At 62.2% G+C, this 16,617-nt stretch carries 13 protein-coding genes; 1 reads left to right on the top strand and 12 read right to left on the bottom strand.

Annotated features, from left to right (window positions below; genetic code table 11):
* Positions 1–109 precede the first annotated feature (109 nt).
* The 7 genes from AC07OV_RS01285 to hutC all read right to left on the bottom strand — a co-directional run bounded on the left by AC07OV_RS01285 (position 110) and on the right by hutC (position 7,817).
* A complete protein-coding gene (locus tag AC07OV_RS01285) occupies positions 110–934 on the bottom strand; it encodes a quaternary amine ABC transporter ATP-binding protein (protein ID WP_050572407.1) in 825 nt (274 codons plus the stop codon).
* Positions 931–1,782: an ABC transporter permease gene (locus AC07OV_RS01280; RefSeq protein ID WP_178918560.1), complete on the bottom strand. Its 852-nt coding sequence runs from the start codon at positions 1,780–1,782 to the stop codon at positions 931–933. Before AC07OV_RS01280 ends, AC07OV_RS01285 begins: the two co-directional genes overlap by 4 nt.
* A 72-nt stretch (positions 1,783–1,854) precedes the next feature.
* Complete coding sequence (locus AC07OV_RS01275; RefSeq protein WP_178918559.1) at positions 1,855–2,820, bottom strand: ABC transporter substrate-binding protein; 966 nt, start codon at positions 2,818–2,820, stop codon at positions 1,855–1,857.
* A gap of 69 nt (positions 2,821–2,889) precedes the next feature.
* Positions 2,890–4,338 carry a purine-cytosine permease family protein gene (locus AC07OV_RS01270; protein ID WP_494996169.1) on the bottom strand — a complete coding sequence of 483 codons (1,449 nt, stop codon included), beginning with the start codon at positions 4,336–4,338 and terminating at the stop codon, positions 2,890–2,892.
* A 151-nt stretch (positions 4,339–4,489) separates the two neighbouring features.
* On the bottom strand, positions 4,490–6,163 hold the full coding sequence (gene hutU, locus AC07OV_RS01265; protein WP_338573667.1) for a urocanate hydratase: 1,674 nt from the start codon (positions 6,161–6,163) through the stop codon (positions 4,490–4,492).
* A gap of 386 nt (positions 6,164–6,549) precedes the next feature.
* Positions 6,550–7,110, bottom strand: coding sequence for a HutD/Ves family protein (locus AC07OV_RS01260; protein WP_176997268.1), 561 nt, complete (start codon positions 7,108–7,110; stop codon positions 6,550–6,552).
* Positions 7,107–7,817, bottom strand: coding sequence for a histidine utilization transcriptional repressor HutC (hutC, locus tag AC07OV_RS01255; RefSeq protein WP_256349867.1), 711 nt, complete (start codon positions 7,815–7,817; stop codon positions 7,107–7,109). The genes AC07OV_RS01260 and hutC overlap by 4 nt, the downstream gene beginning before the upstream one ends.
* Positions 7,818–7,964: 147 nt before the next feature.
* On the opposite strand from hutC, the gene AC07OV_RS01250 reads away from it, so the two are divergent.
* Positions 7,965–9,329, top strand: a complete 1,365-nt coding sequence (locus AC07OV_RS01250) for a formimidoylglutamate deiminase (RefSeq protein WP_495091310.1) — start codon at positions 7,965–7,967, stop codon at positions 9,327–9,329.
* Positions 9,330–9,459: 130 nt separating this feature from the next.
* Here AC07OV_RS01250 and AC07OV_RS01245 read toward each other — a convergent pair whose 3' ends face one another.
* The 5 genes from AC07OV_RS01245 to AC07OV_RS01225 all read right to left on the bottom strand — a co-directional run bounded on the left by AC07OV_RS01245 (position 9,460) and on the right by AC07OV_RS01225 (position 16,482).
* Complete coding sequence (locus AC07OV_RS01245) at positions 9,460–10,029, bottom strand: lipocalin family protein (RefSeq protein ID WP_017734862.1); 570 nt, start codon at positions 10,027–10,029, stop codon at positions 9,460–9,462.
* A gap of 30 nt (positions 10,030–10,059) precedes the next feature.
* The gene (locus AC07OV_RS01240; RefSeq protein WP_176997271.1) at positions 10,060–10,314 is read right to left on the bottom strand and encodes a hypothetical protein; all 255 of its coding nucleotides are present in this window, start codon (positions 10,312–10,314) and stop codon (positions 10,060–10,062) included.
* Positions 10,315–10,490: 176 nt separating this feature from the next.
* Positions 10,491–11,501: a class 1 fructose-bisphosphatase gene (locus tag AC07OV_RS01235; RefSeq protein WP_060754592.1), complete on the bottom strand. Its 1,011-nt coding sequence runs from the start codon at positions 11,499–11,501 to the stop codon at positions 10,491–10,493.
* Between the two features lie 95 nt (positions 11,502–11,596).
* Positions 11,597–12,952, bottom strand: a complete 1,356-nt coding sequence (locus AC07OV_RS01230) for a DUF3999 domain-containing protein (protein ID WP_495091309.1) — start codon at positions 12,950–12,952, stop codon at positions 11,597–11,599.
* Positions 12,952–16,482 (bottom strand): DUF2339 domain-containing protein, encoded by a 3,531-nt coding sequence (locus tag AC07OV_RS01225; protein WP_495091308.1) that lies wholly within the window; start codon positions 16,480–16,482, stop codon positions 12,952–12,954. Before AC07OV_RS01225 ends, AC07OV_RS01230 begins: the two co-directional genes overlap by 1 nt.
* Between the last annotated feature and the right edge of the window lie 135 nt (positions 16,483–16,617).

The raw sequence follows: 16,617 nt of genomic DNA, 5'->3' as shown, positions 1-16,617 counted from the left end.
CCTTCTTGAATTCTTGTGCAGCTTTGCCGGCCCTATCGCCGGCAAGCCGAGCTCCTACAGGGGGATTGCGCGCTCCATGTAGGAGCTGGCTTGCCAGCGATGGCGTCCTTCAGACCACCGCCGCCCGCCGCTGTACGAACCGGTCCACATACTCATCCGCCGGCGAGTGCAGGATCTCCCGAGGTGTGCCGACCTGGATCAGCTTGCCATCCTTGAGGATCGCAATGCGGTTGCCGATGCGTACGGCCTCGTCGAGGTCGTGGGTAATGAACACGATGGTCTTGTGCAGGGTCTTCTGCAGCTCGAGCAACTGGTCCTGCATCTCGGCGCGGATCAGCGGGTCGAGGGCGCTGAAGGCTTCGTCCATCAGGATGATGTCGGTGTCGGCCGCTAAGGCGCGGGCCAGGCCAACGCGCTGGCGCATGCCGCCAGAGAGCTGGTGCGGGTATTTGTTTTCGTAGCCCTTCAGGCCCACGGTTTCGATCCAGTGCAGGGCGCGCTCGGCGCAGACCTGCTTGGTTTCGCCACGCACTTTCAAGCCGTAGGCGACGTTGTCGAGCACGCTCTTGTGGGGCAACAGGCCGAAGCTCTGGAACACCATGCTGATCTTGTGCCGACGGAATTGGCGCAGGGCTTCCATGTCCAGTTGCAGGATGTCTTCGCCGTCCACCAGGATCGCACCGCTGGTGGGGTCGATCAGGCGGTTGAAGTGGCGCACCAAGGTGGATTTGCCGGAACCCGACAGGCCCATGATCACGAAGATCTCACCGGTGCCGATGCTCAGGGACAAATCGTTCACGCCGACCACACAGCCGGTCTCGGCCAGCACCTGGTCCTTGGTCTTGCCTTGGCCGATCAGCGACAGCGCGTCCTTGGAACGGGCGCCGAAGATCTTGAAGACGTTTTTAACTTCAATTTTGCTGACAGTAGTCATTTGCTCGCCTCATGCCGTGGACGACCATAGGCCTGGGTAATGCGGTCGATGACCACTGCGAGAATCACGATCGCCAGCCCGGCTTCGAGGCCGCGACCGACGTTGAGGGTCTGGATGCCAACGAGCACGTCTTCACCCAAGCCACGGGCGCCGATCATCGAGGCGATCACCACCATCGACAGCGCCATCATGGTGGTCTGGTTGATACCGGCCATGATGCTCGGCAGCGCCAGCGGCAGTTGCACGCCGAACAGTTGCTGCCAGCGGTTGGCACCGAAGGCGTTGATGGCTTCCATGACTTCGCCGTCGACCTGGCGAATGCCCAAGTCGGTCAGGCGAATCAGCGGCGGCGCGGCGTAGATCACCGTGGCGAAGATCGCCGGGACTTTGCCCAGGCCGAACAGCATCAACACCGGGATCAGGTACACGAAGCTCGGCATGGTCTGCATGATGTCGAGCAACGGCATCAGCACCGAACGCAGGCGATTGCTGCGCGCCGACAGAATGCCCAGCGGGATACCGATCAGCACCGAGATCACCGTGGCGACCATCATCAAGGCCAGGGTCTGCATCAGCTTGTCCCACAGGCCAACCGCGCCCACCAGGAACAACAAACCGACGATCACCGCCGTGGTCACCACCTTGCGGGTGGCATGCCAGGCAACGCCGGCAACGATGGCCAGCATCAGCCACCACGGTGCTGCGCGCAGCAAGCCTTCCAGGTTGACGATGGCCCACAGCAGGGTGTCGGAGATGTGCCGGAACACATCGCCGTAGTTGGTGACCAGTGAATCCACCCAACCGTTGACCCAGTCGGCAATGGAAAACGTAAAACTCTCAGGAAACATATCGTGCTCTCGATCCAGTGGGTTGTGGCCAAGTGCCCGGCCAGCCCCTCAGGGTAGCCGGGCACACTTGACCTACAAGGCCGCGTCGATTTTCTTGGCTGCGTCGTCGCTCACCCATGCGTGCCAGACTTCAGGATGTTCCTTGAGGAAAATTTTCGCCAGTTTTGGCGATTCAATTCGCTCTTTGGCCATGCGACCGAGGTTCTGGTTCAGCAGGTCGATGGGCAGGTTGACCTTTTCCAGCACGGCCACCAGCTCTGGCGCCTGCTCGTGGAAGGTCTTGGACAGGCCGACCTTGATGCTCACGCTTTTATCCACGCCGGGCTTTTCTTCCAGCTTGACCAGGTCGACCTGGCCCATCAGCGGCGTCGGCGACCAGTAGTAGAACAGGATCGGCTCGCCACGCTTGTAGCTCGACAGCACCGCCGCATCCAGCGCCGGGCCGGTGCCAGGACGGAAGTTGGTGTAGGAATTTTCCAAGCCATAGCTTTTCAGCATTTCGCTGTTGTCCAGCTCGCAGGTCCAGCCGGCCGGGCAGTTGTAGAAACGGCCCTTGGACGGCTCTTCCTGGTCCTTGAACACCGAGGCGTACTTGGCCAGGTCGGCGATGTTTTTCAGGTCCGGCGCCTTGGGTTCCAGCTTGCGCTTGGCATCGCCCTCGATCACATAGCGCGGCACGTACCAGCCTTCGATGGCACCGACCACCGGGGCACCGACGCCCACGACTTTGCCGGCCTTCTCGGCCTTGTTCCAAACTTCACTGCGGCCCACCCATTCTTCGGCGAAGATCTGGATGTCGTTGCTGCTCAGGGCGTTTTCCATGGTGATGGAGTTGCCCGGCAGGCTGTCGGTTTTGCAGTCGTAGCCTTTTTCCAGCACGGTTTGCAGGATGTCGGTGAGCAACATGCCACTTTCCCAGTTAAGGCCGGCGAACTTCACCGGCTTGCCGGATTCGCACCAGCCGGCCGCCTGGGCGCCAGCACTGGCCAACACGCCCGCAGAGAACACAGTGGCCAACAGGGTTTTATTCATCTTCATTGTTGTGACGCTCCCAATCTTGAAATGGATTACGGCAGTCAGTAGGCATCCTGCCCTGTCCACGTCCCATCAGGCTTGTACCGCCAGCCCGTTTGTCGTCGTTGGTGCAGCGCCCTGCTCTGCTGGCAGGATCAGGTGTTCAGGAATTGCGCTGTGCCACTTTTTGGCGGCCCAGTAATACAGTGCAGCGGGCACCACCAAGCCGATGATCCAGGAGATATCGGTGTCGCCGAGGCTGGCGACGAGGGGGCCGGTGTAGAAGTGCGTCGAAATGAACGGCATCTGGATCAGCACGCCGAACACATAGATGCTGATGCCCATCAGGTTCCAGCGGCCGTAGCGACCGTTGGGGTCTGACAGCGCCGGGATGTCATAGCGCTCTTTGGTGATGCAGTAGAAGTCCACCAGGTTGATCGCGCTCCAGGGCGTGAAAAACGCCAGCAGGAACAGGATGAACGCGGAGAAATCCTTGAGGAATGAGTCTTTTCCCAAAAGTGCCAGCGCGGCGGCAATCGAGACCATCAGGAAGATGTACAGCAGGCGTACCGCACTGGAGATGTGCCGGCTGCCACGAAAGCCGCTGATGATCGTCGCGATGGACATGAAGCTGCCGTAGGCGTTGAGGGTGGTCACGGTGACCTTGCCGAAGGCGATGCTGAAATACAGCAGCGCCGCGACAATGCCGGTGCCGCCCAGGCCGACGATAAACGAGACTTCGTGGTGGGCGAATTGCGCGCCGGCCAGGGCTGCCGCGAACACACCAAACACCATCGACGCCTGCGCTCCGATCACCGAACCCAGACCAACGGCCCAGAAGGTTTTCGACGCGCTGGTGCTGCGCGGCAAATAGCGCGAGTAGTCCGCCACATACGGGCCGAACGCGATCTGCCAGGACGCCGACAACGAAATCGCCAACAGGAAACTGCTCAGGGAAAAGTGCTTGTTGCCCAGCAACGCAGCCACGTCGTTACCCGCCAACAGTTTGTAGAACAGGTACACGAACGCAATCACGCCGAGCACGCTGGCCACGCGGCCAATGCCGTGGATGACGCGGTAGCCGAAAATGGTGAACACCATGATCAGCCCGGCAAACAGCACGATGCCGACCCAGTCTTCCACGTGCAGCAACTGCGCCACCGCCTGCCCCGCCAGCAACGAGCCGCTGGCCGAGAAGCCGATGTACATCAGGCACACCAGCACCAGCGGGATCACCGCCCCATACACACCAAACTGCACACGGCTGGAAATCATCTGCGGCAGGCCCAGTTGCGGGCCTTGTGCCGCATGCAACGCCATCACGCCACCGCCCAGCAGTTGGCCGATCAACAGACCGATCAACGACCAGAACACATCACCGCCCAGCACCACGGCCAGGGCCCCGGTGACAATCGCGGTGATCTGCAGGTTGGCACCCAGCCACAGGGTGAACTGACTCAATAGACGACCATGTCTTTCCGCTTCCGGGATGTAGTCGATCGAGCGCCTTTCGATCAACGGGGTGGTGTCATTTGCAGCCATGTTGTTCAACCTCTGATGGATTGTTTTTGTGTGCATTGCTGTTCTGTGGGAGCAGGCTTGCCTGCGATGCAGGCGACTCGGTCTGTCAGTCAAACCGAGGTGATGCCATCGCAGGCAAGCCAGCTCCCACACAAGCCGGCTCCTACAAGGGTCAGCCTTTGATCATCGGGAGGTTGAGGCCCTGTTCTTTGGCGCAGTCGATCGCGATCTGGTAGCCGGCGTCTGCGTGACGCATCACGCCGGTGGCCGGGTCGTTGTGCAGTACGCGGGCGATACGCTCGGCGGCTTCGTCGGTACCGTCGCAGACGATGACCATGCCGGAGTGCTGGGAGAAGCCCATGCCGACGCCGCCACCGTGGTGCAGCGACACCCAGGTCGCGCCGCTCGCGGTGTTGAGCAAGGCGTTGAGCAGTGGCCAGTCGGACACGGCGTCGGAACCGTCCTGCATGGCTTCGGTTTCACGGTTCGGGCTGGAGACCGAGCCGGAGTCGAGGTGGTCGCGGCCGATCACCACCGGCGCCGACAGCTCGCCGCTGCGTACCATTTCGTTGAACGCCAGGCCCAGCTTGGCGCGCTGGCCCAGGCCGACCCAGCAGATACGCGCCGGCAGGCCCTGGAAGCTGATGCGCTCGCGCGCCATGTCCAGCCAGTTGTGCAGGTGGGCGTCGTCCGGGATCAGCTCTTTGACTTTGGCGTCGGTCTTGTAGATGTCTTGCGGGTCGCCCGACAGCGCCGCCCAACGGAACGGGCCAATGCCTCGGCAGAACAGTGGGCGGATGTAGGCCGGTACGAAACCCGGGAAGTCGAAGGCATTTTCCACGCCTTCTTCCTGGGCCATCTGGCGGATGTTGTTGCCGTAGTCGAAGGTCGGGATGCCTTGCTTCTGGAATTCCAGCATGGCTTTGACGTGCACGGCCATCGACTGCTTGGCGGCCTTGATCACGGCAGCCGGCTCGGTCTTGGCGCGGGCGCGGTATTCGTCCCAGGTCCAGCCGGCTGGCAGGTAGCCGTTGAGTGGGTCGTGGGCGCTGGTTTGGTCGGTGACCATGTCCGGGCGCACGCCACGCTTGACCAGTTCCGGCAGGATTTCCGCCGCGTTACCCAACAGGGCGATGGAGATGGCCTTGCCTTCCTTGGTGTATTTGGCGATACGGGCCAGGGCGTCGTCGAGGTCGGTGGCTTGTTCGTCGACATAACGGCTGTTCAGGCGGAAGTCGATGCTGACCTGCTGGCATTCAATGTTCAGCGAGCAGGCGCCAGCCAAAGTAGCGGCCAGAGGCTGGGCGCCGCCCATGCCGCCGAGGCCGGCGGTAAGGACCCAGCGGCCGGTCAGGTCGCTGTTGTAGTGTTGGCGGCCGGCTTCGACGAAGGTTTCGTAGGTGCCCTGGACGATGCCTTGGCTGCCGATGTAGATCCAGCTGCCGGCCGTCATCTGGCCGTACATGGCCAGGCCCTTGGCATCCAGTTCGTTGAAGTGTTCCCAGCTGGCCCAGTGCGGTACCAGGTTGGAGTTGGCGATCAGTACACGCGGAGCGTTGCTGTGGGTCTTGAACACGCCAACCGGCTTGCCGGATTGCACCAGCAGGGTTTCGTCGTCGTTCAGGTTAGTGAGGCTCTCGACGATCTGGTCGTAGCACTCCCAGTTGCGCGCCGCACGGCCGATACCGCCGTACACCACCAATTCTTTCGGGTTCTCGGCCACTTGCGGGTCGAGGTTGTTCATCAGCATGCGCAGCGGCGCTTCAGTCAGCCAGCTTTTGGCGGTGAGCTTGTTACCGTGGGCGGCACGGATTTCGACGTCACGGTATTTTGTAGGCTTGGTCACAACAAGAACTCCTCGGCGATCGATGCGCGAACATGGATGGTGCGAAGGAGAGTCTTACGCACACATCTTTACTTGTACATACAAGCATATGCAATCAAGCGGCCAACTTGGCGAGCGGGTTGTCGAGATTTTTTTGGAAAGCGCGCGCGAGCCTTGGAAATTAAGGCTTCGGGGCTTGATGAAATTTCTTACGGAGGGTTTTTACAGCGAGAGAGGTTTGGCGTGTCGGCGTGGTTTTGCGCCACGCTGGGGCATTCGGTAACAAATTGGTGCGAGGGTTGGAAACAGATTTTATCTACACCACAAAACCACTGTAGGAGCCGGCTTGCCGGCGATGACGGTGTTTCAGATAGACCGCTATCGCCGGCAAGCCGGCTCCTACAGGGTTAATCGCGTGGGGTCAGTTCGATGATGCAGCTGCGGCCGGCTACGGAGATATCCAGTAGGCCGGTGTTACCGTCCACTTGCAGGCAGTCGTGGTGACCGAGCTTGTGGTCCAGCACCTTCACTTCATCCGCCACACTGAACACCAGCACGGTCTGCGCGGTCGTGAAGAATTGCTGCACGCCGTCCACCCACTGCAACCGCGCGTGGTAACGCTGGGGCGAATAGATCAGGTTGAAGTCGCGAATCGGCCCGGTGATCAGGCGGCAAGACACTTGGCTGTCACCTTTGAACGCGAACGGTTGCAGCGGTAACAAACCGCGCTGCTCCTCACCGTCGACCGTCAACACCATGCCTGCACCCTGGATCACGGTGATCACGCGCTGGTAACCAGCGAAGGTCGAGAACCCGCCCGACTCGCCAATGTCGGCAATCGACAGGCGCCAGCCAAAGCCATCGAGACCTGCGCCTGCATCACGGGTGATTTCTTCGGTGCTGCCACCGCCGTTTTTCCACGGCATGCGCACGTAATCGGTGGCGCGCCAGACTTTCACTGCACTCATTTACTGAAACGTCCTTCCAGGCTATGACGGGAACCGGGGTGGATCAAACGCGCGGCGGTCACCGGCTGGCGGCCCGACCAGGTGCGTCGGCGGATCAACAGGCAGGGCTCACTCGGCTCGATCTGCAGCAGCTTGCACTCGGCGGCGTCGGCGAGGATCGCTTCAACCACGTGCTCGCCTTCGGTGAGCGGCGCCACCTGGTTCAAATAGGCGTAAGGGGTTTGCTGGGTGAAATCCTGCTGCAGGTATTCCGGTGCCACCAGGGCGTTGACGAAACGGTCTTCGATTTGCACGGGAATATCGTTTTCGAAGTGCACGATCAGCGAGTGGAATACGCGCCCGCCTTCACGCATCTCCAAGGCAACGGCGCGCTCGGAGCCCGCAGCCTCTTCGCCCAGATGGATGACCTGGCAGGTGTGCCGATGACCGCGGGAGGCGATCTCATCGGCAATGTTGTGCACTTCAAACAGCGCTGACTGGCTCTTGGGCTCGGCGACGAATGTGCCGACGCCTTGCATGCGCACCAGCAACCCTTCGGCGGTGAGCTCGCGCAGGGCACGGTTGATGGTCATGCGGCTGAAGCCCAGTTCACTGACCAGCTCGCTCTCGGACGGCACGCGGTAATGCGGCGGCCAGTTGCCGGTGAGAATCTGCTGGCTGATCATCTGTTTGACGCGGGCATACAAGGGCGCCGGACTTTCGTCCATGTGGGCAGCCAGCGAAGAGTTGGCGGGCGGAGTCGGCACAGGGAATCCTTGCAGGGGGAAAAGATGCATAGATTGCCGGAGTTTACCGAGCAGGCAAACGTCTGTATATGTATATACAAATAAACACACGACCGGGGTGCCTTGATCATGTCCGCTTTCTTTGCCGAACGCGCGCTGCTGCCTAATGGATGGGCCAATGATGTACGTCTTGAAATCAGCGCCGATGGCCTGCTGACTAAGGTTGAGGCCAATGCCAGTGCAGAGGGCGCCGAACGGCTGAGAGGCCCGTTGCTGGCGGGCATGCCGAACTTGCACTCCCATGCATTCCAGCGCGCCATGGCCGGTTTGGCCGAAGTGGCCGGCAACCCGAATGACAGTTTCTGGACCTGGCGCGACCTGATGTACCGGATGGTCGGCAAGATCAGCCCGGAGCAATTGCAGGTCATCGCACGCCAGCTATACATCGAGATGCTCAAGGCCGGCTACACCTCGGTCGCCGAATTCCACTACGTGCACCATGACGTCAGCGGCCAGCCGTACGCCGACCGCACCGAGCTGTCGCGCCAGATCAGCCTGGCGGCAGCCAGCAGCGGGATTGGCCTGACGTTGTTGCCAGTGCTTTATACACATTCCGGGTTTGGGGGTCAGGCGCCGAATGAAGGCCAGCGACGCTTTATCAACAGCACCGAACATTACCTGGACCTGCAGGCCCGCTTGAAGCCTATCCTCGCCGCACAACCGGCGCAGCAGTTGGGCCTATGCTTTCACTCCCTGCGCGCCGTCACGCCCCAGCAGATCAGCGAAGTACTGGCGGCCAGCGACAAAGCCTGCCCGGTGCATATCCACATCGCCGAACAGCAGAAGGAAGTCGACGACTGCCTGGCCTGGAGCGGCAAGCGACCTCTGCAATGGCTGTATGACAACGTCGAGGTCGATGAGCGTTGGTGCCTGGTGCACGCCACCCACGCCGATACCGAAGAAGTGACGCGCATGGCCAAGAGCCGTGCGATTGCCGGTTTGTGCCTGACGACTGAGGCCAACCTGGGTGACGGCATTTTCCCGGCCGTGGATTTCCTCGCCCAGGGCGGGCGCATGGGCATCGGTTCCGACAGCCATGTCTCGCTGAGCGTGGTGGAAGAATTGCGGTGGCTGGAATACGGCCAGCGCCTGCGCGATCAGCGGCGCAACCGGTTGTATCGCAGTGATCAGCCGATGGTCGGCCGCACGCTGTTTGATGCTGCGCTGGACGGTGGCGCCCAAGCATTGGGGCAACCGATTGGTCGCCTGGAAGTGGGTAAACGTGCGGATTGGATTGTGCTGGACGGCAGTGATCCGTATCTGGCGACGGCGACAGAGGACGGGATTCTCAATCGCTGGTTGTTCGCCGGGGGCGACCGGCAGGTGCGGGATGTGCTGGTGAACGGCAAGTGGGTGGTGCGCGATGGGCGGCATGCGGGCGAAGAAGACAGCAGCCGGGCGTTTACCCAGGTTTTGAAGGATTTGCTCGGTTAACTGGCGACACATAACAAATGTGGGAGCTGGCTTGCCTGCGATACAGGCACCGCGGTGTATCAGTTACACCGCGGTGATGCTATCGCAGGCAAGCCAGCTCCCACATTTTTTGATCGGCGTTGATTCAGGTTTATTGCGAGGTCTTGGCCATCTGCTTATCCGACGTGCGCCAGATCAAACGTGTGGTGTCGTACCCCTGCTGTCGAGCCCTGCTCAGCAGGTCCTCGCGGGTGTCGGCATTCACAGTTGGCGTGCGCGACAGGATCCACATATAGCGCCGGCTCGGGCTGCCCACAATCGCGGTCTTGTAGTCATCACTGACGTACAGCACCCAATAATCGCCCTTGGCGACGCCCGGCAGCAACGACGTGAACCAGTTGTTGAATTCCACCCAGAGCTTGTCGGTCTTGCCCGGTACTTGCGGCGTGGCCGTGCCTTTGGCTTCTTCCCACTTCCATTCGGTCGTCAGGCAGCGGTTGAACACCGACATGTCGCCATCGGGCAACAGCGTGTAACGGGCTTCGGACTGGGCGCAGTTGCGCTGGAAGTACATCGGCAATCGAGCCAACTCATACCAGGTGCCCTGGTAACGCTTGAGGTTGACGTTGCTCGCTGTCTTGGGTTGCAGATCGTCGCCAGAATGGCTGGCGCAGCCCGCCAAAAACAGGCTGGCACAAAGGTATAAAACAAAACGCATCATTCTTTTTCTCCCGCAGGCTCGCGCCCCGGTTTACTTCAGGCCTTGCCCGGAAAACATCAGAACTTTGTCACCGGCGTATTGCACGCTGATAAAGCTGTTTTTATCGCCCCACGTGCAGCTGGACATGCCCAGTGCGCCGGAACAATCGGCAGGCTTGCCCAGCAACGACTCCACCTCAGCCTTGGCCATGCCAGCCGACAGCTTCGCGTAATTTTCCTGGTTGACCTTGCTGCAAGCGGCCAATAGCACGCAAAAAGTCAGCAGGGCGAGACGGCGTAACGACATGGGATAACTCCTGGAGAGACGAAGCAGCGTGGGTATCTGCCAGAAGCTTAGAAGGGAAAAGGGGTGTCTGGTTCCCGATGAGCAAAAACAAAAAAAGCCCCGAAACGCTGAAACGTTTCGGGGCTTCTTCAAGGGTGATCCGGCTCACAACAACGCGGATGACCGGTCGCCGCCACTTACTGCTTGTGGTAAGCGGTCACGCGCTCAACTTCTTCCTTCGAACCCAGGAACACCGCCACACGCTGGTGCAGGCCTTCAGGCTGGATGTCGAGGATACGCTGGTGGCCGTCGGTGGACGCGCCGCCCGCTTGCTCAACCAGGAAGGACATCGGGTTGGCTTCATACATCAAGCGCAGCTTGCCCGGCTTGGATGGCTCGCGGCTGTCACGTGGGTACATGAACAGGCCACCACGGGTCAGGATACGGTGCACGTCGGCCACCATCGCAGCGACCCAGCGCATGTTGAAGTTCTTCTTCAACGGGCCTTCCTCGCCTTCCATCAACTCGTTCACGTAGCGCTGTACCGGGGCTTCCCAGTGGCGCTGGTTGGACATGTTGATGGCAAATTCCTGGGTGGAAGCAGGAATGGAGATGTCTTCGTGGGTCAGCACGAAGCTGCCCATTTCACGGTCCAGGGTGAAGCCTTTGACGCCGTCGCCCAGGGTTAGCACCAGCATGGTCTGCGGGCCGTAGATCGCGTAGCCGGCAGCGACCTGCTCGGTGCCTGGCTGCAGGAAGGCCTTTTCGTTCAGGGCTTCGTTCTGGCTCAGGTATTCATTCGGGCAGCGCAGTACCGAGAAGATGGTGCCGACCGGTGCGTTGATGTCGATGTTGGACGAGCCGTCCAGTGGGTCGAATACCAACAGGTAGGCGCCTTTCGGGTATTTACCCGGGATCTGGTAGGCGTTGTCCATTTCTTCGGACGCCATGCCGGCCAGGTGACCGCCCCATTCGTTGGCTTCGAGCAGGATCTCGTTGGACAGCACGTCCAACTTCTTCTGCACTTCGCCCTGCACGTTTTCAGTGCCCATGCTGCCCAGGACACCACCCAGTGCGCCTTTGGACACGGCGTGGCTGATTTCCTTGCAAGCACGCGCCACCACTTCGATAAGGAAGCGCAGATCGGCAGGCGTGTTGTTGCTGCGGGTCTGCTCAATCAAATAGCGACTCAAGGTAACGCGGGACATGTAAGGCTCCGGAGAATGGGGGGCTAAAAACCCGCGCAGTTTAACGCGAGTCGGGGCTTATTTCCTCTCATCAGAGGATTTAACACCAATAGAGTTCACGGTTTGGCCACGGGCTTGCGCAACAGACTGTAGGCCATGCCTCCCAGCGCCGCCACGCCGAGCAGAAGTACAGCCCACAGGCCCAGCTTCTTCCAGTCGGCACCGACTGCGGGCGACACCGCCGCGACCGGCGCACTGACCACCCCATCGCCCACGGTCTTGGCCTGCCCCAGGGTCTTCAGGCGCTCGGCGCTGTAGTCGGGAATCAGGGTCGATAGCGGCAGGTTCGCCGCCTTCACGGCGCCATTGCCCAGCGCCAGGGTGAACGGCGGCTCACCCCGCGCCAGGAACACCAACTGCGTGGAGCGCACGGCAAATCGCACGGCCGGTGCGTCGACGCCCAGGCCGCCGCCGCGCTCGTCCACCTGCAACTTGAGCTCGGTCACAGCCTGGCCCGGCAACGGCAACTCATCCTGCACCACCTCCTGGCCATTCTGGGTAAGGCGATACAGCAGGCCATTGCTCAGGGGCTGCCAGGCTTGATTGGCGTCGCGCCGCCCCGCCAGTGTCACCGGCGCCAGCGTGTTGGGCTGTTTCAACTCGATGCGCAGGCGCTCGACATTCAGCCCCGTCGGCAGCTGCCAACTGTACTCCCCGGCCTTGAGCCGCGTGCCCGACAACGGCTGCGACCACACCAATGGCATTGGCAGGCTGCTGCGGGTGGCGCTGGTCAGCTTGGCCGACGTCAGCACCGGCGCAGTCTGCCCCTGCCAGACCAATCGCAGATAACGCGCCGACTGTCCCGGCAAACTGACGTCATGCTGCTCGACCCGTTCGTCGGCAAACGACAGGCGCGCCACCTGGCCGTCGCCCCACGACGCCCAGTGCTGCAAGTCGTCGCTGGCTTCGATGCTGAAACGCTGAAACCCGTCCTGCTCCCGGCTCCAATCCAGGCTCATTTGCTGCAACGGCGCCTTGATCGCACTGGCGTCCAACACCCAGCCGCGCAGCACCTGCTTGCCGGGCTTGGGCTCGGTGGCCGGCTTGATCTCCACCAGGGTGCCTTCGGTGGTGGCCTTCATCACCACGCCCGGCAACGCCTGTTGGGTATCGGCGGCGTACAGCGGGAACCACTTCACGTCGGTCACCGTGCGGCTTTCGGTGTGCTGTGACGATTGACGGGACAACGCATACGCCTGGGCCTCGCCCGCCGCGTTGAACACCCGCACATCGCTGAGATCGGCCTGGCGTGCGCTCAACTGCACCGCCAGCGGCAGCTCCAGGCGATACCAGGGGCTATTGCCGCTCACCGCCAGCGGCACGTGCGTGGTGAAATCGGCCGGCCCTTCCTGGGCAACCGCCGCCGCGCACACCATCCATACCGCCAACCCGCCCAGACTCAACTTGCCCATCAAGAAGACGCTCCTTCGGTTTCAATCACAGGTTCGACACGTTTAGGAGGCAGCGGCGCAAAGTAGCCCACCACCAGCAGCAACCCGCCCACGCCGATAAACGACACAATCCGCGCCAGGCCGCCCCGGTTGCTCAGCTCGACAAAGAACAGCTTGGCCACCACCAGCGCAATCAAGGCCGCGCCGATCAGCCACACCTCGCGACGATGACGCAGGTGGCCGCCGATCATCAGGCCGAGGGCGATCAGGGTCCACACGATCGACAGGCCGGCCTGCACCAGCATGGATTCGAGCAACGCATCCAGCTGGAACGGCACATCACCCCAATGATGAGCGGTGCGCATCACCAGGGCCGTAAAGAACGCAAACAACGAAATACCGGCAACGCCTTGGGCGATCAGCTCCACCCTCGGCCCGCGTTGCGGCGCCACGCTGCGTGACCACAGGTACACACCCAACAGCGCAAACAGCAGGCCCAGGTCCAGCGGGTTGAGCAACGGCACATAGGGCAGCGGCTTGGCCACGCCATCGCTGAAGGTGTTTGCCAGCCAGAACCAGCCGAGCATCAGCACCGCCAGCGGCAATGCCGCCAGCACACGGTATTCATGCGGGTAGGCCGACACCGGCCACGGCCAACTGCGTGGTGCGGCCGCCAGTACCAGGTACAGGCTTGGCAAAATTGCCCAACCCAACCAGCGCCAGGCGTTGTATTCGGCCGACAGAGACAGCAGACCGTAACGCAGCTCCAGCGCCAGCACGCCGATGAGCATCCAGCAGCCCACCACATGGGCCACGCTCAGCACCTTGCCTGGCACGATGGCCGCCAGGCGCCGCAGCGAAATGAAATGCACCACAAATACGGCGAACCAAGCCAGCCAGCCGAACTGCGCAGCCGGGTGATAGTAGGCATGGGCAGACACCAGCAACACCACGCCGGCAGCCGGCATCAGCAACGTGCACAGCATGCCCAGCGACGCCCAGCGCAGACGCTCGGCCAGCACTGCCCAGATCGCCACGCTGATCGCGGCGATGCCCAGCAAGAACGCGCCTTGCAGTTCCAGCGGGACAAACCGCAGCACTTCGCCGGTCAGCGCCAGTGTCCACCAGCCCGCGCCCCACACCAGCAGCAAGTCAGACAGCCGTTGCAGTTTCAGTACGTCAAACACCGGCGCATGGGGTTCGCGTTGCAGGCGCCAGGCCCCCACGAGCGCCGCCAGGCCCAGCACCATCGGCGTCCAGAAACCGCTGTGGGCCAGCGGGCGCAATCCTTCGCTCGTCAGCGGCCCCAGCAGTTGCGGCACCGAAAGCAGGAACGAAGCACCGCCGACCACTTGCAGCAGCAAGCCGAACACAAAGCTTACGCGCTGTTGCAGGTACAGGCTCAGCCAGATGATCAACAACCCACTGGCCGCCCACACACCGCTGGCGCTTTCCCACGGCAGCACGAACAGCACCGCGAGGTTGATCAGCACCAGCCCCGCCAGCAGCACCACCGACAGCCCGCGCAGCAAGCGCACATCGCCGCGTACCATGTCGTTACGCGCCGCCAGCAGCATGCCGCCGACCAAGGCCAGGCCGATCAGCGATGCCGTCAGCAAACCGCCCCAACCCGCGCTGAACACAGCAGCGCCATCGCCACCCTGCAAGCGCAACAGGAACAACGCGCCGCCCAGCAACTGCACGGCAAACGCGGTGAACAGGAAGGTGCGCGAGCCGATGCGCAGGCCGACAAACAATGTCACCAGGCCGGCGAGCGCCCAACTGATGGCCGTGCCTTGGGTTTGCAACAGCAACGGCGCCAGCAGGTAAAGGAAACCCAAGCCCAGGCTCGCCAGCACCGGCAAGCCTTTGCGCTCCCACCCCGACGCCTGCTCGGTAGAGGCTTTGCGCAGTTGATCAAAACTGAACAGCAGCGCCGCGCCCAGCAGCAACGTGCCCAACGGCGCGCCGTCGAGCAGGCTGTGCTCACCCATGCGCAACTCGCTGAGGAAGGCGACAGCAGAGCCCAGTTGCAGCAGCAAGCCGAAGGCCCGTGCCAACGGCCGTTGCTGGCGCACACCCAGCCAGAGAATCCCGGCGCCTTCCACGGCCCACGCTGCAGCGGTCCAGCGCGCATCCAGGCCCAGGGGAATCGCCAGGCTGGCGAAGATCACGCCCAGAGCCAGGCAGGTCTCCGCCAGCAGCAAGGCGCGCCCGCCACTGAGCATGCGAGCCAGGGCCATGTAGATAATGCCCAGGCCGAGGGCACTGAACGCCGCCGCGAATTCCAGGTGCTGCACCAGCGCAAACTGCAAGCCAAAGCCCACCAGCGGCGGGCCAAACAACAGGCTGCCGTCCACATAGTCACCCTTGGCCGCCGACCAGCGCAGCACGGCGCCACGGCTGTCGTCCTCGGGGGCATCGCTCATCTCCAGCAACTTACGCCGGGCGAACAGCAGGCCGATGGCCAGGTACATCAGGAAAAACAGGATCAGGAACGGTTCGGTGCTCCACAACAGTTCCGGCGTGTAGGAACGCATACCCCACGCGAAGCCGATGCCGAAGGTGCCGACAAAGCCGATCAGGTTGAGCAGGCGCCAGGCCTTGAACCAGGCGATGGCCAGGATGCCGGCATTGAGCAACGCGAAATAGCTGAACAGCGCCACATGGTTGCCGGCGCCGGTAGAGGTGAGGATTGGCGCCGCAAACCCGCCCAGCGCCGCCGCGCAGGCCAGGCCCAGCGCGTCCTGGGTAATCGCCAGGATCGCCGAGAACACCGTCACCGCCACCAGTAGGCCCAGCGCGGCGCCCGGGTCGATGAGCGGGTGCAAGCGCATCGCGGCAAACACCGTCAGGTACAGCACCGCGATCCCGGTGCCTTGCAGCATCAACCCGTAATTGCTGTTGCGCAGGCGCAGCCACCAGCCCAGGCCCAGCAGGCCAACGGCAGCTGCGGCAACACCGGCATAGCGCAACTCGATCGGCACCACCATGCCTTCGGTGGCGTAGCGCAGCAGGAAGGCCAGGCCGAGGAACAACAGCACCACGCCAACCCGCAGCACGGTGTTGCCACCGAACAGCCAATTGCGAGCACCGCTGATGGCGCGTTCGATCAGGTTGGGGCCACGGGGGGTCACGGGCTCAGCGGGACGTGGGGCGGGAGCGGGTGCCCAGACGTCATCCGGCAGCGGTTGGCTGGGCTCGGCCGCCATCGCGACGGGTGCCAGTTCGGCCGGCAATTCCCATACAAGCTCGGGCGCCTCGGCGACAGGGGTGGGTTGGGGTTCGGGTTCAGGGGCGACGGGCTCGGCAGCAATACTGCTCGCCGGGGCAGGCACTTCCAGTTGCCGCAGGCGTTCGCCCAATGCGATCAGCGCCTTCTGCGTGGTTTCCAACTGACGTGCCTGCTGGTCTGCCTGGGACGACAGCATCGACAGGCGAATCGCCTGGCCGATCCCCAACCCCAGCAGCGCACCAAAACCGGCATCGGTGAACGACTCATCGAGTGTCCAGCCGAGTGCCAGGCCAATCAGCATGAAAATCCATTGCATGGTCGATATCCCTAAGCAAACCGAGGCCTAGTATATCGACGCAAGACCAATGTGGGAGCGGGCTTGCCCGCGATTGCGGTGTGCCAGTCGACAAATCTGCAAACTGACACTGCGCTATCGCGGGCAAGCCCGCTC

The sequence above is a fragment of the Pseudomonas sp. GW821-FHT09A09 genome, assembly GCF_059418405.1.
This window is presented reverse-complemented; position numbering and strand designations above follow the sequence as displayed.

Excerpts from the sequence above, each read along its gene's own strand:
- AC07OV_RS01280 (WP_178918560.1), bottom strand. The coding sequence starts at position 1,782 with ATGTTTCCTGAGAGTTTTACGTTTTCCATTGCCGACTGGGTCAACGGT.
- AC07OV_RS01285 (WP_050572407.1), bottom strand. The coding sequence starts at position 934 with ATGACTACTGTCAGCAAAATTGAAGTTAAAAACGTCTTCAAGATCTTC.
- AC07OV_RS01260 (WP_176997268.1), bottom strand. The coding sequence starts at position 7,110 with ATGAGTGCAGTGAAAGTCTGGCGCGCCACCGATTACGTGCGCATGCCG.
- AC07OV_RS01275 (WP_178918559.1), bottom strand. The coding sequence starts at position 2,820 with ATGAAGATGAATAAAACCCTGTTGGCCACTGTGTTCTCTGCGGGCGTG.
- AC07OV_RS01230 (WP_495091309.1), bottom strand. The coding sequence starts at position 12,952 with ATGGGCAAGTTGAGTCTGGGCGGGTTGGCGGTATGGATGGTGTGCGCG.
- AC07OV_RS01225 (WP_495091308.1), bottom strand. The coding sequence starts at position 16,482 with ATGCAATGGATTTTCATGCTGATTGGCCTGGCACTCGGCTGGACACTC.
- AC07OV_RS01250 (WP_495091310.1), top strand. The coding sequence starts at position 7,965 with ATGTCCGCTTTCTTTGCCGAACGCGCGCTGCTGCCTAATGGATGGGCC.
- AC07OV_RS01270 (WP_494996169.1), bottom strand. The coding sequence starts at position 4,338 with ATGGCTGCAAATGACACCACCCCGTTGATCGAAAGGCGCTCGATCGAC.
- AC07OV_RS01245 (WP_017734862.1), bottom strand. The coding sequence starts at position 10,029 with ATGATGCGTTTTGTTTTATACCTTTGTGCCAGCCTGTTTTTGGCGGGC.
- AC07OV_RS01235 (WP_060754592.1), bottom strand. The coding sequence starts at position 11,501 with ATGTCCCGCGTTACCTTGAGTCGCTATTTGATTGAGCAGACCCGCAGC.
- hutC (WP_256349867.1), bottom strand. The coding sequence starts at position 7,817 with ATGGACGAAAGTCCGGCGCCCTTGTATGCCCGCGTCAAACAGATGATC.
- AC07OV_RS01240 (WP_176997271.1), bottom strand. The coding sequence starts at position 10,314 with ATGTCGTTACGCCGTCTCGCCCTGCTGACTTTTTGCGTGCTATTGGCC.